This is a genomic window from Acinetobacter sp. 797_lipA, from assembly GCF_058243025.1.
Genome location: NZ_JBZAYQ010000001.1, coordinates 3518757 through 3542244 on the forward strand (window position 1 = coordinate 3518757; position 23488 = coordinate 3542244).

At 41.4% G+C, this 23488-nt stretch carries 23 protein-coding genes; 12 read left to right on the forward strand and 11 right to left on the reverse strand.

Going from position 1 to position 23488, the window contains the following annotated elements; genetic code table 11:
* Positions 1–37: 37 nt before the first annotated feature.
* The 4 genes from AC4CU2_RS17275 to AC4CU2_RS17290 form a co-directional block, all read right to left on the reverse strand.
* Positions 38–1321 (reverse strand): lytic murein transglycosylase, encoded by a 1284-nt coding sequence (locus tag AC4CU2_RS17275; protein ID WP_490769181.1) that lies wholly within the window; start codon positions 1319–1321, stop codon positions 38–40.
* Between the two features lie 775 nt (positions 1322–2096).
* A complete protein-coding gene (locus AC4CU2_RS17280) occupies positions 2097–3218 on the reverse strand; it encodes a 5-(carboxyamino)imidazole ribonucleotide synthase (protein ID WP_490769182.1) in 1122 nt (373 codons plus the stop codon).
* 15 nt (positions 3219–3233) lie between these two features.
* Positions 3234–3746 (reverse strand): 5-(carboxyamino)imidazole ribonucleotide mutase, encoded by a 513-nt coding sequence (gene purE / locus AC4CU2_RS17285; RefSeq protein ID WP_004697498.1) that lies wholly within the window; start codon positions 3744–3746, stop codon positions 3234–3236.
* Positions 3747–3938: 192 nt separating this feature from the next.
* The gene (locus AC4CU2_RS17290; protein ID WP_004977754.1) at positions 3939–4277 is read right to left on the reverse strand and encodes a DMT family protein; all 339 of its coding nucleotides are present in this window, start codon (positions 4275–4277) and stop codon (positions 3939–3941) included.
* A 255-nt stretch (positions 4278–4532) separates the two neighbouring features.
* On the opposite strand from AC4CU2_RS17290, the gene mpl reads away from it, so the two are divergent.
* Complete coding sequence (gene mpl, locus AC4CU2_RS17295) at positions 4533–5900, forward strand: UDP-N-acetylmuramate:L-alanyl-gamma-D-glutamyl-meso-diaminopimelate ligase (protein ID WP_062031185.1); 1368 nt, start codon at positions 4533–4535, stop codon at positions 5898–5900.
* Between the two features lie 56 nt (positions 5901–5956).
* Here mpl and AC4CU2_RS17300 read toward each other — a convergent pair whose 3' ends face one another.
* The 3 genes from AC4CU2_RS17300 to AC4CU2_RS17310 all read right to left on the reverse strand — a co-directional run bounded on the left by AC4CU2_RS17300 (position 5957) and on the right by AC4CU2_RS17310 (position 7036).
* Positions 5957–6334 (reverse strand): hypothetical protein, encoded by a 378-nt coding sequence (locus AC4CU2_RS17300; RefSeq protein WP_411935516.1) that lies wholly within the window; start codon positions 6332–6334, stop codon positions 5957–5959.
* 93 nt (positions 6335–6427) lie between these two features.
* A complete protein-coding gene (locus AC4CU2_RS17305) occupies positions 6428–6712 on the reverse strand; it encodes a GNAT family N-acetyltransferase (RefSeq protein WP_004697494.1) in 285 nt (94 codons plus the stop codon).
* 39 nt (positions 6713–6751) lie between these two features.
* Entirely contained in the window at positions 6752–7036 is a 285-nt protein-coding gene (locus AC4CU2_RS17310) for a GNAT family N-acetyltransferase (protein WP_348960543.1), read from the reverse strand.
* Positions 7037–7436: 400 nt separating this feature from the next.
* Here AC4CU2_RS17310 and AC4CU2_RS17315 point away from each other — a divergent pair, with 400 nt between their 5' ends.
* The 3 genes from AC4CU2_RS17315 to AC4CU2_RS17325 all read left to right on the forward strand — a co-directional run bounded on the left by AC4CU2_RS17315 (position 7437) and on the right by AC4CU2_RS17325 (position 10113).
* Positions 7437–8402 carry a TerC family protein gene (locus tag AC4CU2_RS17315; protein WP_317112179.1) on the forward strand — a complete coding sequence of 322 codons (966 nt, stop codon included), beginning with the start codon at positions 7437–7439 and terminating at the stop codon, positions 8400–8402.
* Between the two features lie 184 nt (positions 8403–8586).
* Positions 8587–8949, forward strand: coding sequence for a hypothetical protein (locus tag AC4CU2_RS17320; RefSeq protein ID WP_004977745.1), 363 nt, complete (start codon positions 8587–8589; stop codon positions 8947–8949).
* A gap of 3 nt (positions 8950–8952) precedes the next feature.
* A complete protein-coding gene (locus AC4CU2_RS17325; protein WP_490769183.1) occupies positions 8953–10113 on the forward strand; it encodes a glutathionylspermidine synthase family protein in 1161 nt (386 codons plus the stop codon).
* A 381-nt stretch (positions 10114–10494) separates the two neighbouring features.
* Here AC4CU2_RS17325 and AC4CU2_RS17330 read toward each other — a convergent pair whose 3' ends face one another.
* Positions 10495–10968: a hypothetical protein gene (locus AC4CU2_RS17330; protein WP_058870669.1), complete on the reverse strand. Its 474-nt coding sequence runs from the start codon at positions 10966–10968 to the stop codon at positions 10495–10497.
* A 327-nt stretch (positions 10969–11295) separates the two neighbouring features.
* Here AC4CU2_RS17330 and guaD point away from each other — a divergent pair, with 327 nt between their 5' ends.
* The 3 genes from guaD (at position 11296) to AC4CU2_RS17345 (ending at position 13791) form a co-directional block, all read left to right on the forward strand.
* A complete protein-coding gene (guaD, locus tag AC4CU2_RS17335; RefSeq protein WP_490769184.1) occupies positions 11296–12612 on the forward strand; it encodes a guanine deaminase in 1317 nt (438 codons plus the stop codon).
* 227 nt (positions 12613–12839) lie between these two features.
* On the forward strand, positions 12840–13367 hold the full coding sequence (gene hpt / locus AC4CU2_RS17340) for a hypoxanthine phosphoribosyltransferase (RefSeq protein ID WP_279735889.1): 528 nt from the start codon (positions 12840–12842) through the stop codon (positions 13365–13367).
* A 172-nt stretch (positions 13368–13539) separates the two neighbouring features.
* A complete protein-coding gene (locus tag AC4CU2_RS17345; RefSeq protein ID WP_058952479.1) occupies positions 13540–13791 on the forward strand; it encodes a GlsB/YeaQ/YmgE family stress response membrane protein in 252 nt (83 codons plus the stop codon).
* A 57-nt stretch (positions 13792–13848) separates the two neighbouring features.
* Here AC4CU2_RS17345 and AC4CU2_RS17350 read toward each other — a convergent pair whose 3' ends face one another.
* Together AC4CU2_RS17350 and dmeF are read right to left on the reverse strand one after the other, a co-directional pair.
* Positions 13849–14550, reverse strand: coding sequence for a DsbC family protein (locus AC4CU2_RS17350; protein ID WP_279735895.1), 702 nt, complete (start codon positions 14548–14550; stop codon positions 13849–13851).
* A gap of 106 nt (positions 14551–14656) precedes the next feature.
* Positions 14657–15634, reverse strand: a complete 978-nt coding sequence (gene dmeF, locus AC4CU2_RS17355; RefSeq protein ID WP_490769185.1) for a CDF family Co(II)/Ni(II) efflux transporter DmeF — start codon at positions 15632–15634, stop codon at positions 14657–14659.
* A gap of 56 nt (positions 15635–15690) precedes the next feature.
* On the opposite strand from dmeF, the gene AC4CU2_RS17360 reads away from it, so the two are divergent.
* The 5 genes from AC4CU2_RS17360 to AC4CU2_RS17380 all read left to right on the forward strand — a co-directional run bounded on the left by AC4CU2_RS17360 (position 15691) and on the right by AC4CU2_RS17380 (position 22427).
* On the forward strand, positions 15691–15957 hold the full coding sequence (locus AC4CU2_RS17360; protein ID WP_201706959.1) for a metal/formaldehyde-sensitive transcriptional repressor: 267 nt from the start codon (positions 15691–15693) through the stop codon (positions 15955–15957).
* A gap of 133 nt (positions 15958–16090) precedes the next feature.
* Positions 16091–17269 (forward strand): MFS transporter, encoded by a 1179-nt coding sequence (locus AC4CU2_RS17365; protein ID WP_490769186.1) that lies wholly within the window; start codon positions 16091–16093, stop codon positions 17267–17269.
* Between the two features lie 982 nt (positions 17270–18251).
* Positions 18252–18929: a hypothetical protein gene (locus AC4CU2_RS17370; protein WP_279665817.1), complete on the forward strand. Its 678-nt coding sequence runs from the start codon at positions 18252–18254 to the stop codon at positions 18927–18929.
* A 169-nt stretch (positions 18930–19098) separates the two neighbouring features.
* Entirely contained in the window at positions 19099–19650 is a 552-nt protein-coding gene (locus AC4CU2_RS17375) for a hypothetical protein (RefSeq protein WP_159153795.1), read from the forward strand.
* A gap of 794 nt (positions 19651–20444) precedes the next feature.
* Positions 20445–22427: a hypothetical protein gene (locus tag AC4CU2_RS17380; RefSeq protein WP_279665813.1), complete on the forward strand. Its 1983-nt coding sequence runs from the start codon at positions 20445–20447 to the stop codon at positions 22425–22427.
* 143 nt (positions 22428–22570) lie between these two features.
* Here AC4CU2_RS17380 and AC4CU2_RS17385 read toward each other — a convergent pair whose 3' ends face one another.
* Positions 22571–23239: a hypothetical protein gene (locus AC4CU2_RS17385; RefSeq protein WP_151831997.1), complete on the reverse strand. Its 669-nt coding sequence runs from the start codon at positions 23237–23239 to the stop codon at positions 22571–22573.
* Positions 23240–23488: the final 249 nt, after the last annotated feature.

A 23488-nucleotide genomic window follows, 5' to 3' on the forward strand; every position in this document is an offset into this window, starting at 1 on the left:
CTTTTTATCTATCCCAACGATTTTTACACTTTTAATATTAACGCATCATCAACTTGGCATTTTCCTGACGGAAGGCTTTTAAAATTTGCTGCCCCGCTCGTCCCGTCGGACTTAAGCCTAAACGAATTTGCTCCTGACGAATCGCTTGACGAGTTTTATCACCAATCAAGCCATCCACCGCGCCAATATCATAGCCACGATTCAGTAAAAACTGCTGAATTTCACGACGTTCAGAACGCGAAGTGCCTGCATCATCGGTTGGCCAAGTTGTACTAAACCCACCTTGCCCTTGTAAGCGGTCTGACAAATGCGCAATCGCTAATGCATAACTTTCTGCAGCATTATAACTATAGATTGCATCAAAGTTTTTAAACACTAAAAATAGTGGACCATTTTCGCCAGCGGGCGCCATCAGCCCCGCTTGCGAACTAGAGGATAAATTGCCTTGAACTAACGCTGAGCCATCTGCACGTACCAAGCCATTTTGCATCCAGTAAGATAAGGACTTCTTATTACGACGACTTTCACCACTCAGAGAAATCGCTTGCGGATTTTTTACTTCAAAGCCCCAAGACTGCCCAGTTTGCCAACCACGTTTTTTGAGGAAATTGGCTGTTGATGCTAAAGCATCTGTGGTACTCGACACCAAATCACGGCGTCCATCACCATCAAAATCGACGGCCAGCTCTTCATACGTCGATGGCATAAACTGGGTATGACCAAATGCGCCTGCCCACGAGCCTTTCAGTTGTGATTCAGTTAAATCGCCACGCTGTAAAATGCGCATAGCGGCAAAAAACTCACCACGGAAATAGCTTTGACGGCGCCCTTCACAACTCAATGTACCTAAAGCTTGTAATAATGGATATTTACCTGAAATATCGCCAAAATTACTTTCCACGCCCCACACGGCAACCACGGTCTCCGCAGGCACACCATATGCTGCCGCAACACGATTCAACACTTCACGATGCTGCCCCAATTTTTGCTGACCCACTGCAACACGCTCATCATCCACCAATCCTGACAAATAATCCCAAATAGGCGTGGAAAATTCAGGTTGGTAATTTAATTTTTCAATCACAGAATAATCAGGCGCTAAATTTTGTGTGTAGCGATCATAAGTGGACGCAGACACACCATTCGAAATCGCTTGGTTTTTTAAATTGGCAATACAGCTTTGAAATGAATTCTGAGGACGATAATCGGAAGTTGCGACATTCGAACTGCCTGTAACTTTTTGACCATTAATAATAAGCTCAGCATTCGCCTGAGTCGCCGCTAAAAAAAATGAACCTAAAAGAAAAGCAAAACGGTGCATAAAATCCCTAATGATTCTTTATCTCTAAATTATGCTTTTAACCTTAACACTTTCTATTTCACTTTTCTGAATCAAAACGTAAATGAATATTCATTCTGGTTTAAATTCAAAACGATCCTTTAAATTTAAAACCACTTATCCATAACACCCCATATCTCAACTTTTGAATTCAAAAACAATCTTTGACTCAGCATGTACTTTAAATTCAATCATCTTGTTTTAAATTCATTTATCCATAAATTTTATTTAACATTAATAATCAACAATATACAAAGAATTAAACTTCGAAACCCAAGCTCAATATTTTTAAATTCAAAACTTTAAAGTCATCTCACAGACTTTAAATTTATTGTTTTGAATTTAAATTCAAACAGCATCAAAACTTTTAAATTCATTTTAAATTTAAACACTCGATTTAAATTTAAAAACCACTTTTGAATTCAAAATTTTACTTCTATTTTTTAAATTCAAAATAGACTTAAAAAGATATCCACACACCCAAGTTGATAGAGCTCTCTACTGTTTCACTTTCTTTTAGGTGAAAACCAGTGTCACATTCAATTGTAGACGCTGTTTTAAACGTGCTTCTCTGCACAAAACTCGCTTTATTTTGCTATGCGCTAATTTTATCAAAACGGATAAAAAACACTCAATTTATTTCAATTTTGATCCGATTAACGGTCACTTTTTTCAAAGAGGCGCAATCATGCCTGAATGAATCCAAATAAAAAAGCGACCACTATCGTGATCGCTTTTTTTAACAACAACTGAAGCTTTAGATGGTCATATCTTCGCTCAGTGCCAATGGATTTGGTAAAATTTTCGCCAACTGACGACACAGCGTCGTGAGTTGAGCGGTATCATTCGGCATTAAAGTCAGGTGACCAATCTTACGGCCTTCACGTTCTTCCTTATTATAAAGGTGTAGATGTACACCTTCTAAGGCCAAGACTTGTTCAGACTGTGGATACTGACCAATAATATTGATCATGACCGTAGGGCGAACCACTTCAGTTGAACCCAAGGGTAAGCCTGCGACTGCACGAATATGGTTTTCAAACTGAGAGCATACTGCGCCTTCAATCGACCAGTGTCCTGAGTTATGCACACGTGGCGCCATTTCATTGGCATATAAACCTTTGTCTGTGACAAACAGTTCTAAAGTCAATACGCCAACATAATTCAAATGATTCAATAGACGAGTGATGTAGTCTTGTGCAACGGGTTGTAAGTCCACACTATTCGGTGCAGGAACAATCGAGTGCGACAAAATACCATGATGATGATGATTTTCAGCCAATGGCCACGTTTTCACATCGCCATTTTGACCACGTACCGCAATGATCGAAACTTCACGCGAGAAGGTCACAAAGCTTTCTGCAATTAAACTTCCAGCAGGGCCTAATTCAGCCCATGCTTGTTCAATTTGTTGTTCAGAACGCAATACAAACTGACCTTTGCCATCATAGCCACCTGTGGCTGTCTTCAGTACAATCGGTAAGCCTAGCTCAGCAACCGCAGCGCTTAAACTTTCTAGTGAATCTACCGCTTTATAAGGTGCAACAGGAATTTCAAGCTCATCAAATAACGCTTTTTCAGACAAGCGATGCTGCGCAATGGCTAAAGCCTGACGCGGCGGATGCATATCTTTTTGCTTGTTCAAAACATCAACATCAGACAAAGGCGTATTTTCAAACTCAAGGCTGAAGACATCTGCACTGGCAATAAAATCTTGTAAACCGTTTTCAGTTTTACTTGAAATCACCGTTCCTAAAGCCGCTGAAGGGCAGTCTGTACTCACATCAAAGAACGTACATTGAATATTCAGTGGCAAAGCCGCTTGCGCCATCATGCGACCCAGCTGCCCACCACCAAAAATACCGATGGTTTTATTCATGAGGAATGCCCCGTATTAAGCTTGGCCTGGAATATTGTTGCTTGCGACTTTGTCAGTTTGTGCAGCACGGAAATCGGCTACATTTTTTGCAATTTCAGGACGTGTCAGACCTAAAATTTGTGCAGCCATAATCGCGGCATTGGTTGCACCTGCTGGACCAATTGCCAAAGTACCCACTGCAATACCTGCAGGCATTTGCACAATCGATAACAGTGAATCGACACCGTTTAAAATCGAAGACTTCACTGGCACACCCAGTACAGGCAAATCAGTTTTCGCCGCACACATTCCCGGTAAATGCGCTGCACCGCCTGCACCCGCAATAATCACTTGGATACCACGGTCACGTGCTTGTTCAGCATATTCAAAAAGACGATCTGGCGTACGGTGCGCAGACACAACTTCCGCTTCAAATGGGACACCAAGTTGCTTAAGCATATTGGCAGTGTGTTCGAGAGTGGCCCAATCTGATTGAGAACCCATGATAATTCCAACGAGAGGAGTGTCTTGTGAAGCGGCCGCATTCATTGCAATGTTTCCAGAGATAGTTAAGAGAGATAAATCTCGACTAGCGCCAAGCTTTAATAAGAGCCCCGTATTATAGACTGATTTTTCAGCTCTCCAAAATTTAACCGTACAACTAAATGCAGATTTTTCTTGTTTTTTTATCGAGTGGCATAAAACTTAAATAAAAAGAGGACTGTAGCCTCACTTTTTGATTTATTGGCTGCGAAAGACAAAATACACACAACCAAATAAACACAGTCCTGCCCATAAATAATCGAGCTTAAAAGGCTGTTTAAATAAGAAAAGCATAAACGGTACAAAAACCAAGAGCGTCACTACTTCTTGGGTGATTTTCATTTCACCCATAGACCAGCCTTGCTGTGACAGCATACGGGTCGCAGGAATCATAAAACTATATTCCACCAACGCTATGAACCAGCTAAATAAAATGGCTTGCCAAAGCGGTACACCCGGCAAAAATTTTAAGTGTCCATACCATGCAAGTGTCATAAAACAGTTGGCAATAATCAATAAAATAAAGGGCAGGGACATGAAGCAAGATCGCCAAATTTAGGAGCATTTTATTCTACGTTTTTTGCTAGAAAATTCAGCAAATATTGCACTTTTCAGCCGACTTTTTTACAGAATAAAAGCGTTGTTCAAGCCGCAGAATAATTAAACGATTAGATACAAGAATCACTATCTTTTCGCAAAGCGCCTTGCTATGGTTGCTTTCACATCGAATTAATCACGACAACAGCACCAACAATACGTGATGTGTCTATAAAAGCAGTGGAGTGAGGCGGAATGCATCTGCATATTTTGGGTATTTGTGGCACCTTTATGGGGTCTTTAGCGCTTTTAGCACGTGATCTTGGCCACACAGTGACGGGTTCGGATCTAAACGTTTATCCTCCCATGTCGACCCAGCTCGAAAATGCAGGCATTACCTTAATGCAAGGTTATGACCGCAGTCATTTACAACCTCATCCTGATTTAGTCATCGTCGGCAATGCCATGAAACGCGGGATTGACGCAGTTGAATACATGCTCAATGAAGGCTTGCCGTATATTTCAGGCCCACAATTTTTGGCCGATCATGTGCTCCAAGGTAAACACGTACTTGGCGTAGCAGGAACCCATGGTAAAACCACCACCACCACCATGTTGGCTTGGGTCTTGGATCAGGCGGGTTTAGAGCCAGGTTTCCTGATTGGTGGTGTACCTTTAGGTTTCTCTGAAAGTGCGCGTTTAGGTGCTGGTAAATACTTCTGTGTCGAAGCCGATGAATATGATTCTGCCTTTTTCGACAAACGTTCGAAGTTCGTGCATTACCACCCCAAAACAGCCATTTTAAATAACCTTGAATTTGACCATGCCGATATTTTTGATGATCTAGCAGCGATTCAAAAACAATTCCATCACTTGGTTCGTACCATTCCAAGTGAGGGTCGTATCATTGCTCCAATTACTGAAAGCAATATTGATGAAGTTTTAGAGCAGGGCTGTTGGACGCCTGTGGTTCGTACCTCTTTAGAGGCCCACGACAAGTCGGAATTGTATGCCGAACAACTCAGTGCGGATGGTTCACACTTTAAAGTACTCCAACACGGCGTGGTGAAAGGCACCGTGCAATGGAACATGACAGGGCAGCACAGCGTAGCCAATGCTTTGGCGACTATCGCTGCGGCTGAACATGTTGGCGTAAGCATTGAAACAGCATGCGAAGCACTGTCTAACTTTGGTGGCGTGAAGCGCCGTATGGAGCTTTTAGGCACGGTGCGTGGCGTTGAAGTATATGATGACTTTGCCCATCACCCAACCGCAATTGATACTACGCTAGAAGGCGCACGTAAGCGTTTAGGCGAACGTAAGTTGTGGGCAATTATTGAGCCTCGTTCAAATACCATGCGCATGGGAAGCCATAAAGATGGACTTGCGCACTCTGCACGTTTGGCGGATGAAGTGATTTGGTATCAACCAGAAGGTTTAGACTGGGACTTACAACCTGTCATTGCGGCTGCACCCAACAAGGCCGTGGTTGCACGCACTTTGGATGACATTATCCATACCATCGTCAGTGATGCAGGCGAGGGCGATGCGGTTGTGATCATGTCCAATGGTGGCTTTGGTGGTTTACACCAAAAATTGATTAGCGCCTTGAACGCAGAATAAATTGTCCCATTAGAAAAAAAACCCGCATATGGCGGGTTTTTTACAAGCTTATCCAATTAAAAACCAGACATCGTACCCGTATATTCAAAGTCTTTTAGTTTTGACCAACCTTGAACCGTGTCTCCCAAGCGTTTACTAAAATACATGATCGAAACCCACTGCTCTTGGCCATCATCATAGGTGCTATAAGCAGTGATATGGTCATTTTTAATCATAAACAGATCTTTGATTTTACAAGTATTGCTCGGTGCTGAATGAAAATACACTCTGGTTGGAGCAATCACTTTCATGCCCCAACGTGGAATGATCTGAACTTCTTTTTGTTCTGCCTTTTCCTCAAGTTTTACACAATCTTCAGCATGCAATAAAGGGGCAACTGAACAGAATAGGGCAATAGATAAAAGCGTCTTCATATACTTTAATTTCACCATCATTCAGCGCTGCAAAACACAAAATAGAACTGTAATGGCAGCTATATCGATCTTATTTTGGCTTAAAACTTAGAACCGTGATGTAAGATCGAACAATTAAGCTGCAACATCCTCAAAACTTTTCTCACGGCGAAACATCACATCGACATAAGAACAAGTCGGGATAATTTTCAGGTTTTTCTCACGTGAAAAATCAACCAGAGTATCCAACAGCAAACGCGCCACACCTTGACCTCGCAGTGAATCATCGACCCAAGTATGGTTGGCATCAATGGTTGTCTCGTCCCGCCAAATATAGCTAATTTCAGCAATGCGCTGACCGTCTGCATTATTTAAAAAAAACTCACCTTTTTGATCGCGATCTACATGTTGAAATTGCATAGCACACTCGTTGAATGGATTGATTTATCGTTCTCTATCTTAGTGGAATAAAACATCATGAATAGATGGATCTTTGTCGAATACCGATTTGGAAAACGGACACAAGGGTAAAATTTTCACGCCCTTATCACGGGCAAAGTTAACCAAAAAATCCAATAACTGACGCCCCACATGTTGCCCACGCAGCAACTCACTGACCCAAGTGTGATCAATAATAAATTTATCATCCCCAGCCCAACTATAAGTCATTTCCGCCACACGCTCGTTTTCTTGCTCAACAAAAACTTCGCCTTTACTACCTGTTTCTTGATGTTGAATTTTCATTATTATTCCTCTTTGGTTTACTGTTTTTTTTTTAGCTTGCCACAAATTGAAGTAAAATTTTGTCTCATTTATATTTCATCTACAATTTTCTTTAATATTTGCTCAAACCATAAAAATATGCGATGCTTAGCTCACTTTTGGATCAAATCCAAAACCAAATTTATGTTGAACAAGGGGAGTAGCCTCCTCCAAACGTGAAAAATCAATGCCATGCATAACTTTCACGTGTCAGATTATCGTCATTACACTTTGCAAAAAGTCGGCATCTGAGCATTTTAGCGCACAAAATACATACGCTAAAATGTAGGCAAGACCTTGATCATGTTGTCACAGATATTTTATTTCATCTGGCAGCAGGTCAAGGTTTTTTTGTGGCCGATTGCTGGATGTGGAGGATTTCATGGAATCTATCGGCAATTTATGGCTATACATTGCTTTTTTCGGCATTGTTACCGTGATGCTACTAATCGACTTTTTAGGCTTTAAACAAAAAGAAGGTCAAGAAGTTAAAATCAAAACCGCCGCGTTATGGAGTATTGCGTGGGTTTCCGTCGCATCACTCTTTGGTGCAGGTCTCTGGCTTTATCTACAACAAACTGCAGGTGTCACTGTGGCCAATACCAAGGTCATGGAGTATTTCGCAGGTTATTTACTTGAAAAATCTTTAGCTGTCGACAACGTCTTTGTCTGGCTGATGATCTTTGCTGCTTTTGCCATCCCACCTGCATTACAACGCCAATTACTGCTGTATGGTGTATTGGGCGCGATTATTCTACGTACCATCTTTATTTTTATTGGCGCGTGGTTCGTACAAGAGTTCTCATGGATTCTGTATATCTTCGGTGCGTTCTTGGTGTATACGGGTTTCAAATTCTTCAAAGGGCAAAACGAAGAAGAAACCAATATCGAAGATATGGCAATCTTAAAATGGTTGCGTAAACATATGCGGATTACCCCGCAACTGCATGGCAATAAGTTCTTTGTCCGTCAAAACGGCATGTTGTGGGCAACGCCGCTATTCTTGGTGTTAATTTTAGTTGAAGCATCGGATGTGATTTTTGCGGTGGATTCCATTCCTGCAATTTTCGCGGTGACTTCTGATCCGTTTATTGTGTTGACTGCAAACTTAATGGCGATTTTGGGTCTACGTGCGATGTTCTTCTTGTTGTCTGGTGCAGCAACCAAGATGCGTTATCTCCCATACGGTTTAGGTATTATCTTGGTATTCATCGGCTTTAAGATGCTCATGTTGGATGTGTTCCATATGCCAATTTGGATTTCACTGGGCTTTATTGTGTTGGTGCTGACTATTACTGCGATCCTATCGATTCGATACAGTAAGAAACATCATCAAACCACCCTATAATGTTTTAAAAAGCCTTCCTCTGAGAAGGCTTTTTTTATGACCAAATTTTAGTATGCACAAGACTTAATCCTATGATTTTCTGTGCAAATGTACTGTACTTTATGCAGACAGCTCCCTATGATAAGCGGGCTTAAAACCCTTGGTTTTACCTGTAAAAATAAAAGAACCTGAAGGTTGCTCATCCATGCGTACCAAAAAATTAACTCTTGTTGTGGTGCCCGTTTTACTCACGGCATGTAGCGGCTCTAAAACCCTACAACAGGATGTTTACAATAACCAATACAACTGCTACCAAGACTGGCATTTTGAACTGTGCGAACCTGCTAACGAAAATAGCGAATCGAGCTATAGTGGCTCTACTGGGGTTTATATCGGCCCACAATATTATAAAAACAACCGTAAAGTCCGTTACATGGGCCAAGTCTTGAAAGCTCGCGGACGTCATTCGACGGGCACACCTAGAATCTCGACTCACGTTTTTAGCCATGCCAAATCCCAACCCATTCGTGGAGGCTTCGGCCGTGGCGGGGGCTCATTCGGAGGTTAATACATGAAACGAGTTCTACTGCCTGAGCGTGCAAACTGGCAACAAGCACATCAAGACATTGGTTTTGACTACTACAACTTGCCGTCGCGGGATGGTTCAATGTATTGGTCAGAAGGTGTGGCTTATGAGTTTAGCCTCAAGCAAATTGAACAGCTTGAAGATGCCTCGAACGAATTACACCAGATGTGCCTTGAAGTGGCAGGGGATATGATTCAACGCGGTCATTATCCCGAATATTTTCAAATCCACCCAGCAGCGATTCCTCTGATTGAGCACTCATGGAATAACCAAGCGCCGATGCTCTATGGCCGTTTCGATTTTGCCTATGATGGTCAAACCATCAAAATGCTGGAATACAATGCCGATACGCCAACGGGTTTACTCGAAGCGTCTGTTGCACAGTGGCATTGGATTGAACAGGTCGAAAATATTGCAAACCGTGATCAGTTCAACAGCATTCATGAAAAGCTCATTGAGCGCTGGAAACAGCTCTATCCTGCGCGTAGCCGTGTCCATTTTGCAGCCTGCCAAGAAGCAGGGCGTGAAGATTGGGGCAATTTAGAATACCTCATGGATACCGCTTTTCAGGCAGGCTTAAATGTCAGCGAACTGTCGATGGAAAACATTGGTTGGAATGGCACAGCCTTTGTCGATTTGCATCAGCAAGAGATTCAGCATTTATTTAAGCTGTATCCGTGGGAATGGATTTGGGAAGAAAATTTTTCACAGTTTCTCAAACCTGAAACTGAATGGATTGAACCGTGTTGGAAAATGCTACTCTCCAATAAAGCCCTATTGATCGAACTATGGAAACGCTTTCCGAATCATCCATTGTTGTTAGAAACCCATGCTTATGATGCGCAGGCCCACTACGCAGGGAAATGGGTGCGTAAACCCATCTTAGCGCGCGAAGGCGCAAATATTCATATCCTACAAAACAATGTCGATTGTGGCGCAGCCTCAGGTAGTTTTTACTTCGATGACTACGACAAATATGGCTATGTCATGCAGCGCTGGGTAAAAACTCCGTTGCATGAAGGCATGCTGCCCACCTTGGGACTTTGGATGGTCGGGGATGAATGTGCAGGGATGTCACTGCGTGAAGATGTGTTTGATGTGATCGGCAATGATGCGCATTTTGCTGCGCATTATTTTGTGGAATAAAGTGGCGCTCTAAATCACCTATTTAAAATAGGTGTCCAAAAATTAATACGGGTCTGTTCAGGCATTTTAGTAGAAGTACTATCACTTTTAGGTTATTCACGACAGAGTCTTATCTTTTTTAAGTTCGATACTGGGAGCTCAATTATTCTTTTGTTTCGCCAAATGAGAAGCGAAGCTTCGTAAGGAACGCATTTGTCCTCCGCAAAACCTATTCACTTTCTATAATTAAAAAATTTGTGTTGCAAAAACAATCTATTCCAAACACTACGCAGGTTGCGGATGACGCTTCCGTGTATCAAATAAAGTTTAAATTGAAAAAGAAAATGCCTGTCAACTCTAAAACTGGCAGGCATACATTCGAAGACAATATTTTTTTCAAGCTTAAATGGTATGCGCTTTAACCCGCTTCATATAAGACACTAAACGCGTGAAAAACAAGATTTGCAGGAAGATGGTAAACAGCGAAATAGTCCATTCATACCAATCGTCAAACGCCGTGCCTTCTAGATTAAATGCAAAATAAAGCCCCAATAACACTGCACCAAATACAACACCAGCCACAGTGGTTTGTACCAAAATGGGAAAAGACAACGCTGTGATTCGACCTAAGAAATGCTCACCCTCATCACCGCCATTGGCTTTGTAAGCGCTTTGAATCCCGATAAACATAATCAATAAAGTCAGAAGTCCCTCAATACCAATCACACGGACATCACCATAGGGCGAATACATGCCGTAGTAATACACCACTGAAACCAGTAACGCTGTGACTAAGTAGTAATTTTTATAATGCTTTTTATCGAGGGTATTACTAGATAATTCATGTGCTAATGCTTTGGTATTCCAAAAATACATGCCGGTCATTGTCTCTTATTTATCAATGCCGACACTGTACTGACTCAGCATTTAAAGATAAAGACTTTCTCAACAAAATTTTGCGAATAGATTGAATCATTTAAGCTCAAAGCTTGTGCTTATGTATTGCATAAAAAATCATGATCTTATCGATGGCACAGGTACATGACTGGCCTCAAAACAGTTCAATTTTTTAGAAAATACTGCTCCAGTCCTTCACTTAAAATGTAGCGTTCACAACACACATAAAAACTTCAGTAAATAGCCGTGAAAAAAATCCAGTTTACGGTACAATCAATCGAAAAAAAGTCAAAACACAGGTTTAAAATGTCTTCTGTAGTTGCAACGACGGCGGTTCGCGGTCGCTTCCTAGATATTCAGAATACGGTTGCCCAAGCGCGTGAAATTCACGACCAAGTGCGTTACGTAGAAGATGGTTTACTGATTAGCCAAAATGGCAAAATTCAATGGTTTGGATCTTGGCAGGAGGGGCAACAGCACCTTCCTGTTGGCGTCGAGGTTCAGCACTATCCTGAACAATTGATTGTGCCGGGTTTTATCGACACCCACATTCATTTTCCACAAACAGAAATGGTGGGGGCCTATGGTGAACAGCTACTCGAATGGCTCAATACCTATACCTTCCCAACTGAATTACAATTTTCCGATAAAGCCTATGCCGACCAGATTGCCCAATTCTTTGTGCAAGAACTGCTAAAAAATGGCACCACCACAGCCTTGGTCTTCTGTACTGTGCATACCGAATCAGTCGATGCTTTATTTGAAGCAGCAGGACAGCACCAGATGCGCCTGATTGCAGGTAAAGTCATGATGGACCGTCATGCACCTGAAGATCTGTGCGACACACCTGACAGTGCTTATGCCGACTCTAAGGCACTGATTGAGAAATGGCATGGCAAAGGCCGTAACCTGTATGCGATTACGCCACGTTTTGCCCCAACCTCAACACCAGAGCAATTGGCTAAAGCAGGGCAGCTCAAAGCTGAATACCCAGATGTGTATGTGCATACGCATTTAAGTGAAAATAAAAATGAAATTGCTTGGGTAAAAGACTTATTCCCTGAACAGCAAGGTTATCTCGATGTTTATCATCACTTTGGTTTAACCGGTTCGCATTCGGTCTTTGCCCACTGCGTGCACTTAGAAGATGCTGAGTGGGACTGCATGCATCAGACTGACTCTGCCATTGCTTTCTGTCCGACCTCCAACCTATTTTTAGGTAGTGGTTTATTTCCGTTGAACAAGACTTGGGAAAAGCAGGTAAAAGTTGGACTGGGTACAGACATTGGTGCAGGGACCTCTTTTAACCAACTACAAACTCTGAATGAAGCCTATAAAGTACAGCAGCTTCAGGGTGATAAACTATCTGCATTTGAATCGCTTTATCACGCTACGCTGGGCGGTGCCAAAGCACTGAGCTTGGATGATAAACTCGGTAACTTTAATTTGGGCAAAGAAGCGGACTTTGTGGTGCTCGATCTCAAAGCAACTGCGTTACAAGCATTACGTCAACAACGTGCAAAAGGGATTGAAGATGCGCTATTTGCCCTAATGACCATGGGCGATGACCGTAATATTCATACGACTTATATTTTTGGTCAGAAAGCCTATGTGCAAAACTAAGCAGCAAATAGCGAAAATTTAAGCAGCTCATCGAGTTTTGAAACAACTTTGATTTTCGCCTCTAAACCAAGCAGCATCCCGCCTGCAATGAAATGATTACATTTCCAGCGGGCAAAAGGGGGTGCATCTCGTTTAGAGATATATTAAAATTAATGCATATATAGAGGTGTTGCAGGTCAACGCCTTTTTTATTTTTGATTTTTTTTTTAATTTTTAGGTATCTACCCATGACCGTTCAAATGAGCGTAATGATTTCTACTGAAGAGATTCAAGCGAAAGTAAAAGAGCTTGGTGCACAAATCGATGCGCATTATGCAAACAGTGATAAGGAACTCGTACTGATTGGTTTATTACGTGGTTCAGTCATTTTCATGGCAGACTTATGTCGTACCATTTCAAAACCCCATGAACTCGACTTCATGACGGTTTCGAGCTACGGCGGCGGTACGGTATCTTCACGTGATGTAAAAATTTTAAAAGATTTAGACGGTGAAATTCGCGGTAAAGATGTTTTGGTCATTGAAGACATCATCGACTCAGGCAACACCTTGAGCAAAGTATTAGAAATTTTAGAAACACGCTCTCCCAACTCAATTGAACTTTGCACCTTAGTCAGCAAACCTTCACGCCGTGAAATTGAACTCGATGTGAAGTTTTTAGGCTTTAGTGTCGAAGATCGATTCATTGTGGGTTATGGCCTAGACTACGACCAAAAGTACCGTCATTTGCCATTTATTGGTGAAATTGGTCTTTAAGATCAATCGACAAAAGAGTGGCCGAAGGCCACTTTTTTTATTTTTATCGTGAGCTAAGTACATAAAACATACAGTTTTTAGCATATTCGCTCTACTGCACAGTAGCATTATGCTCGATGATATTTTTGCAAATGATGTAAAAACAAAGACATGATAAAAAAGGAGCTGGCTCATGTGGTCACTTATAGTTGCAATCGTGATTGGTTTTATTGCAGGTCTCATCGCACGTGCTGTCCATCCTGGCGATGACAAAGCGGGATTTATTGTCACCACTTTACTGGGGATTGCAGGTTCTCTCGTAGCCACTTATGGTGGTCGTTTACTTGGTCTCTATAGTGAAGGCTCTGCCGCAGGCTTTATTGCTTCAGTTATTGGGGCTATTGTTATTTTATTCATCTACAACATGGTCACCAAAAAAACCTAAACTCATCCATTAAAAAAAGCACCGTTTCAGGTGCTTTTTATCTGTATCTTTGAACTCTTATAAGCCCAGTTCATGCCACATATTTTCAATGGTGGTTGAAGGCACAGCACCATTCACTTTAAAGCCATTTGAGAAAATAACCACGGGCGTCCCTTGTAAACCCAGACTACGACCGAGTTGAATGTTGCGCTCAATTGGATTGGCACACGGTTTTTTCGACGTCGGTTGGGTCCCTTTCGCAATCAAATTTTTCCATGCGAGGGCAGGGTCTGCTTCACAAAACACTTGTTTCGACGGTGCAATCGATTGCGCCTTAATAGCATAAATAAAGGTATAGATGGTCACATCATTCAGTTTATTCAGCTCAGCCTCTAACTGCTTACAGTAAGGACAGTTTGGGTCTGAAAAAACCGCCAATTGGCGTTTGCCGTTGCCTTTAACGCTTTTAATGGCATCTTTTAGCGGCAGCTTGTTCCAATCAAGCGAGTTTTGTTGCACATATAAGGCAGCACTTAAATTTTTCTGATCTTTTAAGCGCACCATCGAACCTGCAATCACATGCTCAGCCGCTTCGCCTAAATACACAATTTCGCCATCTAAAGATCCGCTATAAATGCCCGACATTTCTGTTTTTTGAATATTTTGAACATTAATATTTGGGTAATTCTTTTTTAAGTTGGCTTGAACACTTTCTACGTTGGCCATACTCATGCTTGCAATTGCACTTGTGAGTAGTGCCAAACCCAGTTTTTTTATCATCACTTTTTGCTCTTTCAATCGGAGAACCACGGCGCTAGTGTAGAGCGTATTATTCAAGCATTGAATCATTTTTTCCTTGGCTTTACCGAAACCCAACACGCCTTGCTTATGAACTGGCCAAAGTTTCACGTGGAACAGTGAGGGCTGTACTGTTAATTTCCACCGAGACATGAACAATTTCTTCATGAATCGAGAGCATTGCCCGCACGCGATCCGCAGTTAAGTCTACCGTCGTTTCTAAAGCCAAAATGCAGGAAAACTTGCCTTTGCCTACTTTCCACACATGTAAATCGGTCAAGGTCGTATGCGGTAGTTCTGCCACCACCTCGCGAATTTCATCCACCACATGATGATCCATTTCAGCATCTAACAAGGTTTTTCCCGTTTCTTGCATTAAGCTCAATGCCCATTTGGCCACCAGTATTGATCCCACGATTCCAAGGGCAGCATCGAGAAAATCCCAGCCCAAATATTTACCAAAAATCAGTGCGATAATGGCAAAAATGGAAGTCACGGCATCCGCTACCACATGCATAAATGCAGCTTTCTGATTTAAATCATGATGATGGCTATGTACTTCTATTGCATGATCATGAGCGTGATGGTGATGGTGATGGTGATGGTGATGGTGATGGTGACCATCATGCAGCAACCATGCACAGATTAAATTCACCAATAAGCCTAAAATCGCAATTGGAATCGCTTCGTTATAATGAATTTGTACAGGCGAGAATAGACGCTGAATCGAGTGAAAAGCCATAAAACCTGCTACTACCATCAGCAAAATAGCACTGCTGTAACCTGCAAGAATTTCAATTTTCCATGTGCCGAAACTAAAGCGCTGATCATGGGCATAATGCCGTGCAGCACGATAAGCAAAATAAGCCAAACCCAGTGCCAACATATGCGAACTCATATGCCAACCATCCGCCAGCAAAGCCATTGATTGGAAAATCCATCCACCAATCACTTCTAATAACATCATGACTGCCGTTAAAATGGTCGCCATTAAAATCCGTTTTTGTGCCAGTGGATTACCGTCATCAAAATGATGCGTATGCTGACGTGATGGGGTATTTTGCATTTTAAATCATTCACCAATATACTCCCCCTTAGTATATTTATTTTTGGAGCAAAGTGTTGAGTCATTTGCATGAAGATAAAAAAATTTTAAACCGTGTGAAACGCTTACAAGGGCAGGTCAACGCCGTTGAACTCTCGATCACACATCCCGATGCCAGTTGTATCGATGTTTTACAACAAGTCGCTGCTATAAAAGGCGCGGTCAATGGACTGATGAATGAACTCGTTGAAGCACATTTACGCCATCATGTATTAGCACAAGCTGAACAGGTCAATGAAGAGGAGTTGACTGAGTTCTTAAAACTGCTGAAACGCTATGGCTAAGTTTTATTGCGTTCTTTTTCAAGTTTTTAGTTGACCATTTTTTCCACAAACCGATACACTGTTGCTCTCTATCCTTTTTCTCTTGGGCATCAAAATATTCTTGTTTTGACCGAGAGAGCCGCATGGCATTTGCATGACAACAAGCACTTCTTGGCGTCCATTTTGTATGGTCAGCCTCGCCTTAATGATGGGAACGATGGGGACTGCCTTAGCCAGTCCACTTTACCCGCTGTATCAAGCCTTATGGCATCTGGTGCCGAGTCAGATCACCTATATTTTTGTGGCTTATATGTTTGGTTGTCTCGCTACTTTACTGTTTCTCGGCCGGACCAGTAATAGCATTGGCTATTTACGCACCTTACAAGTAGGGTTGGTGTTTATTAGCATCGGGTTGGTAATTTCCGCTTATGCTTCTGATGCTCTCATTTTATCTTTGGGGCGCTTTATTATTGGTATTGCATCTGGTTTGATGACCACTTCGGCCTTACTCGGACTGATGTATACCGTGCCCAAAAGCCATCAACAGATTGCGCCACAACTCAGTTCAATTATTACCGCAGTAGGCTTTGGCTTAGGCCCACTGATTGGTGGCCTGATAGCTCAATTTTCAGAATATCCGTTGGTCAGTCCTTATCTACCCGTTATTCTTGGCGCTGTACTGTGTTTCTTTGGTTTATTTTGGGTTGAGTCTCCTACATTTACCTCACAGCCCTTTAGTATTGCCCCCAAGCTACTCCGACCAGAAGGGCAATATCATCAGTTGTTTTTGATTGTTGGATTTACCGCATTTAGTGCCTTTGCCGCATTTAGCTTATTTGCATCCTTATCTCCTTCATTTGTGCGGGATATTTTGCCGTGGCACGGCCCCCTCATTAGCGGTTCAGCCATTACCAGTATTCTCATTGTCTCTGCCGTGGTGCAGTATTTTACCAGAAGTATTCCTGCTTATAAGTGCCTCAACTATGGCTTAATTACCTTGATTGCAAGCTTAGGCATTTTGGCGCTGTGTATGCTATTTCAACTGAGTGCATTTTTCTTTATCAGTGATTTTCTCGTTGGTGTCGGACATGGCCTGACCTTGATTGGTTCCTTTGGTCTCATTCATGCCATGACCAGCTTAGAGAATCGTGCTGCGGTGATGTCGACTTATCTTTTTATTGGTTATTTGGGTACGATTGTGCCTATTGTAGCTGTGGGTTATCTGGCAGATCACTTTGGATTAAGTTTCGGGGTCATTAGCTTTTGCATTGCCATCGCTTTATTGTGTTTTTATCTGTGGTTTGCGCATAAAAGCAGTATACGTCTGGCTTAAAGATCAAAAGCCCTGATCAGAGGGCTTTTTCATCAATAGCAGTGTTATTTTCCAATACAAAATATAATCTAGTTTTATTATTTAAATTAAATCAATAATATAGTTAACAAAAAATAAAATGGTGACTAAAAGGTGACTATTTTTAAAAATACTAGTGATTCCCCAAAACGGGGAATAACATAAAAATATCCGCCGTGTTATGTGAATAACATATATCCAGAATACAAAAAGCCCGCTATTAGACGGGCTTAATGTAGCAACGCTTCCTAAGTCGGGGGCGGTACAAGTCGTAATGCTTGACGGGCCGATCCGCAACGCTGGTTGCCAGCTTGATAGCAGTATAGAAAACCATCAAAAACTAGTCAATTCTAAGCGAAATAAAGTAAATAGTGGGAGAAAGGACATGCGCAGACTCTTGAGTTTAAAAAATGACACTGAGTTAAAAAAATTGAAGTCTAGTGTCAAAAAAACTTAACCTCCAATACTGTTTTAGGTTTTCAATAAAAATATTAAAATTATTAAATTCAATAATTTAAAATCAATTTTCTACAAAAATATTCTTTAATTTTGACAATGGTCAAAAATTAAAAAAATCGAAAAACAGACTATCAAAAAACTACTTCTTACATCCAATTCAAGTGCAGAAAAATGGCTGAGATAATATTTAAAGTCTTTAAATGTGTAAAACGATGAATCAGAACACGGATAATATTTGCTTAAGAATGTAAAAAAGCCCGCTATTAGATAGACGGGCTTTTTACAACAGTTTTTCCAATGGCTGGAGTCTTGATTGATGAAAGTCATCAAAAGGAACTTACCTGCTTAGCAAACTGTCAGCTTGATAACAGTATAAAAATACATCAAAAATTAGTCAACTCTAAACGAAAACAAGCAAATAGCAGGGAACTGGGCGCATGCCGATTCTTTAGTTCTAAAAAATGACGCTGAGTTAAAAAAACTTAAACAGAGCGTCAATCGGCTTGTGAATGACACGCATATAGTCATCTACGACCATAAAGATAAAAAAATAAAACAGCATAAAAATGAAGAGGATGCAGACGAAGAATCGCAAGAAGATGAAGGTGAACTACTAGATTTTGACGTAATGACGGAAATTATTGATAGCGAAAAACAGGCTATCAAAAATCTACTTATGACATCCCAGATCAAGCGCAGAAACATGGCTGAGGTGATTCTTAAAGCCCGTAAACGCATGTCCATCATGAATGATTTTTCGGACATCCTATCCGATGAACTGGCGTTAAATTTCCAGTTATTAAACTCAACACAGTTTCGGCAAGTGATGGGAGAGGCTGGCGCAGACTTTCTCAAAGAGAAAATGAAGAAGCTGGGCCATGTTGCGTCCATCTTCAATGAACTTTCATTTAACCGACGTGAGGCATTGAAGTTTGAATTGTCTCTATACGCCGTAACGATTGAAGACCTTCAAAAAGCGGGTGAAACCAGCAAAGCGGTCGCAATGGACGATAACACGGCGTTTGAAGCGCAGAGAGAGAAGTTGCGCCAAGAGAAAGAACGTATCGCTGAGCGTAAGCGTTACATTGAATCTGGTGGGCTTCAGGCAGATGTGAATGAAGAAATGAAAAGACGTATGGCTGAGGCTGATATAGAAGACGCTGAGGTTATAGAGGTGGAGTAGGTTTACCCAACTTGGGTATCCGATTGATTTTGGGAGAGGGCAGTCAGTTTTTTTAATTGAGATTGATGTAAAGGCTATAGAGAATGTATCCCCCTTGATTATGGGGATATACTTGGTATTCTTAATCTTTATAAGAACTTATATTATAAATATATACTCGGGGGTATTTGTGAAATTTTTATTGCTTTTAATAAGTTCAGTTTTGATTAGTCAAACCGCATACTGTTTAACTTGGAAAGAGGTATCATTTACTAGAATTATAATAGATAAAAAAATGAGAATGCTTCCTAGTGGCTGGCAGTCTTTTAATTCTCAAGAAAAAAAAGCACTAACTCAATTTTTAGAATATATATCGCCAAACTATAAAGTGTGTGGGAGTGGAACAATAGTAAGGTTTGATAGAAATTCTTTTTATCAGGTTAAATCACCAAAAGTTACTATATACCTATCTAGTAATCGGTTAAAAGAAGCTGACCAATTAAATGACATTACTTGGAAGGGCTATATGTTTGCAAGTGTTGAAGGGTCATCTGTAAGAGGAGTCTCCGAGAGTGGTAGTCGCGGTGAATGGAAGGCAGGGAATTGGTATAACTTAAAGGTTAATTATCCATCTAAGATTAAAGATGGGCTATTGGTTGTTGATAGTTCGGCTAGTGATTTTCTTTATGGAAGTGCAACACATTTAGAAGAATTTTCAGTTGATTGCAGTAAATTTTCTTAACTGATCTACTTAACAAAACCGCCAAGTTTAACTTGGTGGTTCTGTTTTATGGATTAAAGTTTCTAAGTGTAGTTAGACCAAAATTCCAACGATAACAATGACAACAACAGGTATTAAAATACAAAAAGCCCGCTATTAAACAGGCTTTATGTAGCAACGCTTTCTAAGTCGGGAGTGTCACAAGATAAACTTGCTAAACTGATCCGCAACGCTGGTTGCCAGCTTGATAGCAGTATAGAAAAACATCAAAAGCTAGTCAATTCCAAACTAGATAAAGCAAATAGCGAAAGGCTGGACGCATACTAATTCTTTAGTTTTAAAAAATGACCCTGAGTTGCAAAAAATGAAACAACAGGTCAATCGGCTTGTAAGCAATGCAGATTTGATTATCTACGATAAAAAATCCAAGAAAATAAAAGAATATAAAAATGAATAGGATGCAGACGGAGAATCGGAAGAAGATGAAGGTGAGCTACTAGATTTTGATGCGATGACGGAAATTATTGATAGTGAAAAACGCGCTATCAAAAATCTACTTATGACATCGCAAATCAGGCGCAAAAACATGGCTGAGGTGATTCTTAAAGCCCGTAAGCGCATGTCCATCGTGAATGATTTTTCGGGTATTATACCCGATTAATTAATAATCAATTTCCAATTATTAAGCTCTACACAGCTTCGATAAGTGATGGTGAAATGCCTGACCTTGTGAGATTGACTAAAGGAATATATAGAAAGAGCGAACTACCATACGGCCAATAATTTAACGGTAAGTTATTTTATTTGGACGAAGTATGGCTATTAACTACGATTCAGGCGGGTTCATTATTGGGGAGCGTCGCGCAAAAGAAATTGCTGATGGGGTGAATCAGACCAATGACACAACAAAGCAAATCCTAGATTTTCTCAAAAACACCATGACAGAACTGAAGGCTACGGCTGAAGAAAGAGCCAAGGCGAATAAATCTGATTTGAACAGACAAAACCGCCATGGTCGGTCAGTAGATGCAAGTGGTAGGGAGGCTGGTGCGATCCGTCAGGTGGTTGACGCATCTGAGAGCTTGGCAAGAGCAACCGAAAGAGTAAGAAGCGCGACGCAGGGGCTTGGTACAGAGTCTTCAGGGCGCTCAGGTGGTGTTTCTGGTACCAGGGAACGTTCAGAGCAAGCACGGGAGCGTGATTCAAAAGGGCGTTTCATTGGTGCTAGGGGAGCAAAAGAAAGCCGTTCATTCTTTAATTTTATTGGTAAGGCCAAGAACTTCATGTCAGGTAATAGCGGTGTCGATGTTTCGGGGGTAGACCCGACCATTGATGCTTTACGTGAAGTAAAAGACGTTGTTTCACCCGTTGGCCGTGTCTTTGGTGGTATGGGTGCCCGTGCGATTGGTTTGTTCCGTGGTCGCCTTAAAAAGCGCCGTGGTGATGAATTACTCCCTAAAGAACAGGTCGATGCCAATAAAGAGCAACAGCGGAACGATAAACAGCGCAATAAGCTACTGAAGCGCTTAATTGATGTGGTGCGGGCCAATAGTGGCGGTGGGCTAAGTGGGTTGCTTGGTGGCCGTGGTGCCTTGGGTGGGCTGGGTAAGGCTGGTTTAAAGCGTCTACCGTTGCTTGGTGCTTTGTTTGGTGGTGCATCTTTAGCGAAGGATTGGAACGGCCTTGACACGGCGGGCAAGGGTAAAGGGCTAGGGGAAGTCATAGGCACAACGGTAGGCGGTGTACTAGGGGCATTCCTTGGGCCAGTGGGTGCTATTGGTGGTGCGGGCTTAGGTCATTATCTGGGCGGTATCTTTGGCAATAAGGTGGGCAAATGGGTTGATGAACTCAGAACAGCCGATTTACCGACCATGTTTAAAGAGCTGATTAAGGGTGTACTGAAGACAAATCCCGTTACAGGCATCCCATATCGTCTAGGTGAAAAGGCTTATAGTGCTGGTCAGTCAATACGTGATTGGTTTGGCGGGGGTGGGGATAGTAGCTCTAATAGTGGAGATATTGGTGCTTCAAGTGGTAGGTTTTCCCCGTTATTAGATACGATTGCCCGTGCAGAATCAAAACGAGGGGCATTTGGTACCAGTGGCTATGATGCTATTCATAGTGGTGCCAGAATAAAGCCGAATAAGCCAATTTCTCAAATGACCCTTGCTGAAGTAAAAGCGTATCAAAAAAAGCTTGTTGATTCTGGTCATTCATCTTCAGCAGTTGGGCGTTATCAATTCATTAAAAATAGCGAAGCATTCTCTGAAATGGCTGCACAAGCGGGCCTAAAGGATACAGATCTATTTGATGCAAAGGCACAAGACAAATTGGCAATCCATTATGCAGGTGGTGAAAAACAACTTAATGAGTGGATTAGAACAGGTAATAAAGAGGCACTTACTCGGAAAACAGCTCAACAATGGGCAGGAATGAAGAATATTAACGGGCGCGGGAACTATGATGGCGATGGTTTGAATAAAGCCCATGGTGGTGGTATTGAAGAAATGGGGAGGGTTATTAATGAAATTAATGCAAATCAGTATTTCCTCAAAAAGCCATTAAATACGGCCAAAGCCAAAGCTCAAGAGGTTCCATTATTTCAACGGCCAGCGAATAGCGGTATGGCCCCTATTCAGGTGCCTAAAGTTACAGCGGAACTTTCCAAGATTGGGCGTAACACCACGGCGCAAGCGAAAAGTAGTGCGCCAACTGACGTTGGTATAGGGCAGACCGTTTCTGACCGTGGACTGGCTCATATTATAAGTGGTGGTATTGGTTATGACCGATATTCATAGCTACTCTTTTTATACGCACATACATTCTCATTCTGAGTCAGAAGCATACGAGATTTGACATTATATTTTAAGTCATTCAAATAAAGTGAAGGAATAAAGCCCCTAGATGGGCTTTATTCCTTCATATAACAGATCATTTCTGCTTAGTTATCTTCAGCTGGCATAATTATATGTCTAGCGGGTGAATCGAGTGTATCTTCATCGAGCAATTCCATTGTTGCCATTTCAATAAAACGCATTTGGCGCGCAAAATGCTTATCAAAAAGCATAATCGTATGATTCAACTCAATTATGGCATTCACCAAATCAGGATGTTTAGAACACCAATCCATGTCGTGTGCATACTTATCTACGATATCAACTACGTTTCTGGCATGACCTCTTAGCACGTCACCTTGTATTGGAGGAAGCCTACCAATCGCCTTAGACATTTGCATACAAATTTGTTCCGTTGACTCTAATACAGCACTACGCACAGACTGGAATACACGCCCAGCTGTTTTTGCCTCATAATCATCAAGTTCAAAATCAGGTGAAAGGCCCAGTAAAAAATCAGAACTCACTCCTAAAGCCTTACACATCCGGTAAACAGTGATTAATTCAATACGCTTTCCCCCACTTTCAAGCTCAGATACACGGTTAGCATGCTTTTGATTATTCTCGTATCCCCAAACGGAAGTGAGTAGCTCTTTGCGGGTGGTGCCATTAACTTCTCTAGCAAATTTGCATTTTTTTGCTACAAGCTTAAATAACTCTTTTTCTTCTCTTTCACGTGATGAAATCATTAAGACATCATTGCGGACATTCGGCATTGTTTGTACCTATCTCAACTTATATCTTGCTATAGCAGTCTTTATGATTGCTAAATTCTTATATCAAGTTAGAAGGATTAAAATCTCAAAATCGTAGCTATTCCAGTAGTAAAACCCCCATAAAAACAATAAGAGATTGTTATATATGAATTTTATAAAAATAATGTTTATATTGTTATAAACCATCAATCGAAATTCAAAAATATCTTGAGTTGTTAAAACCACGATATTTTTCGCTTTAATATGACT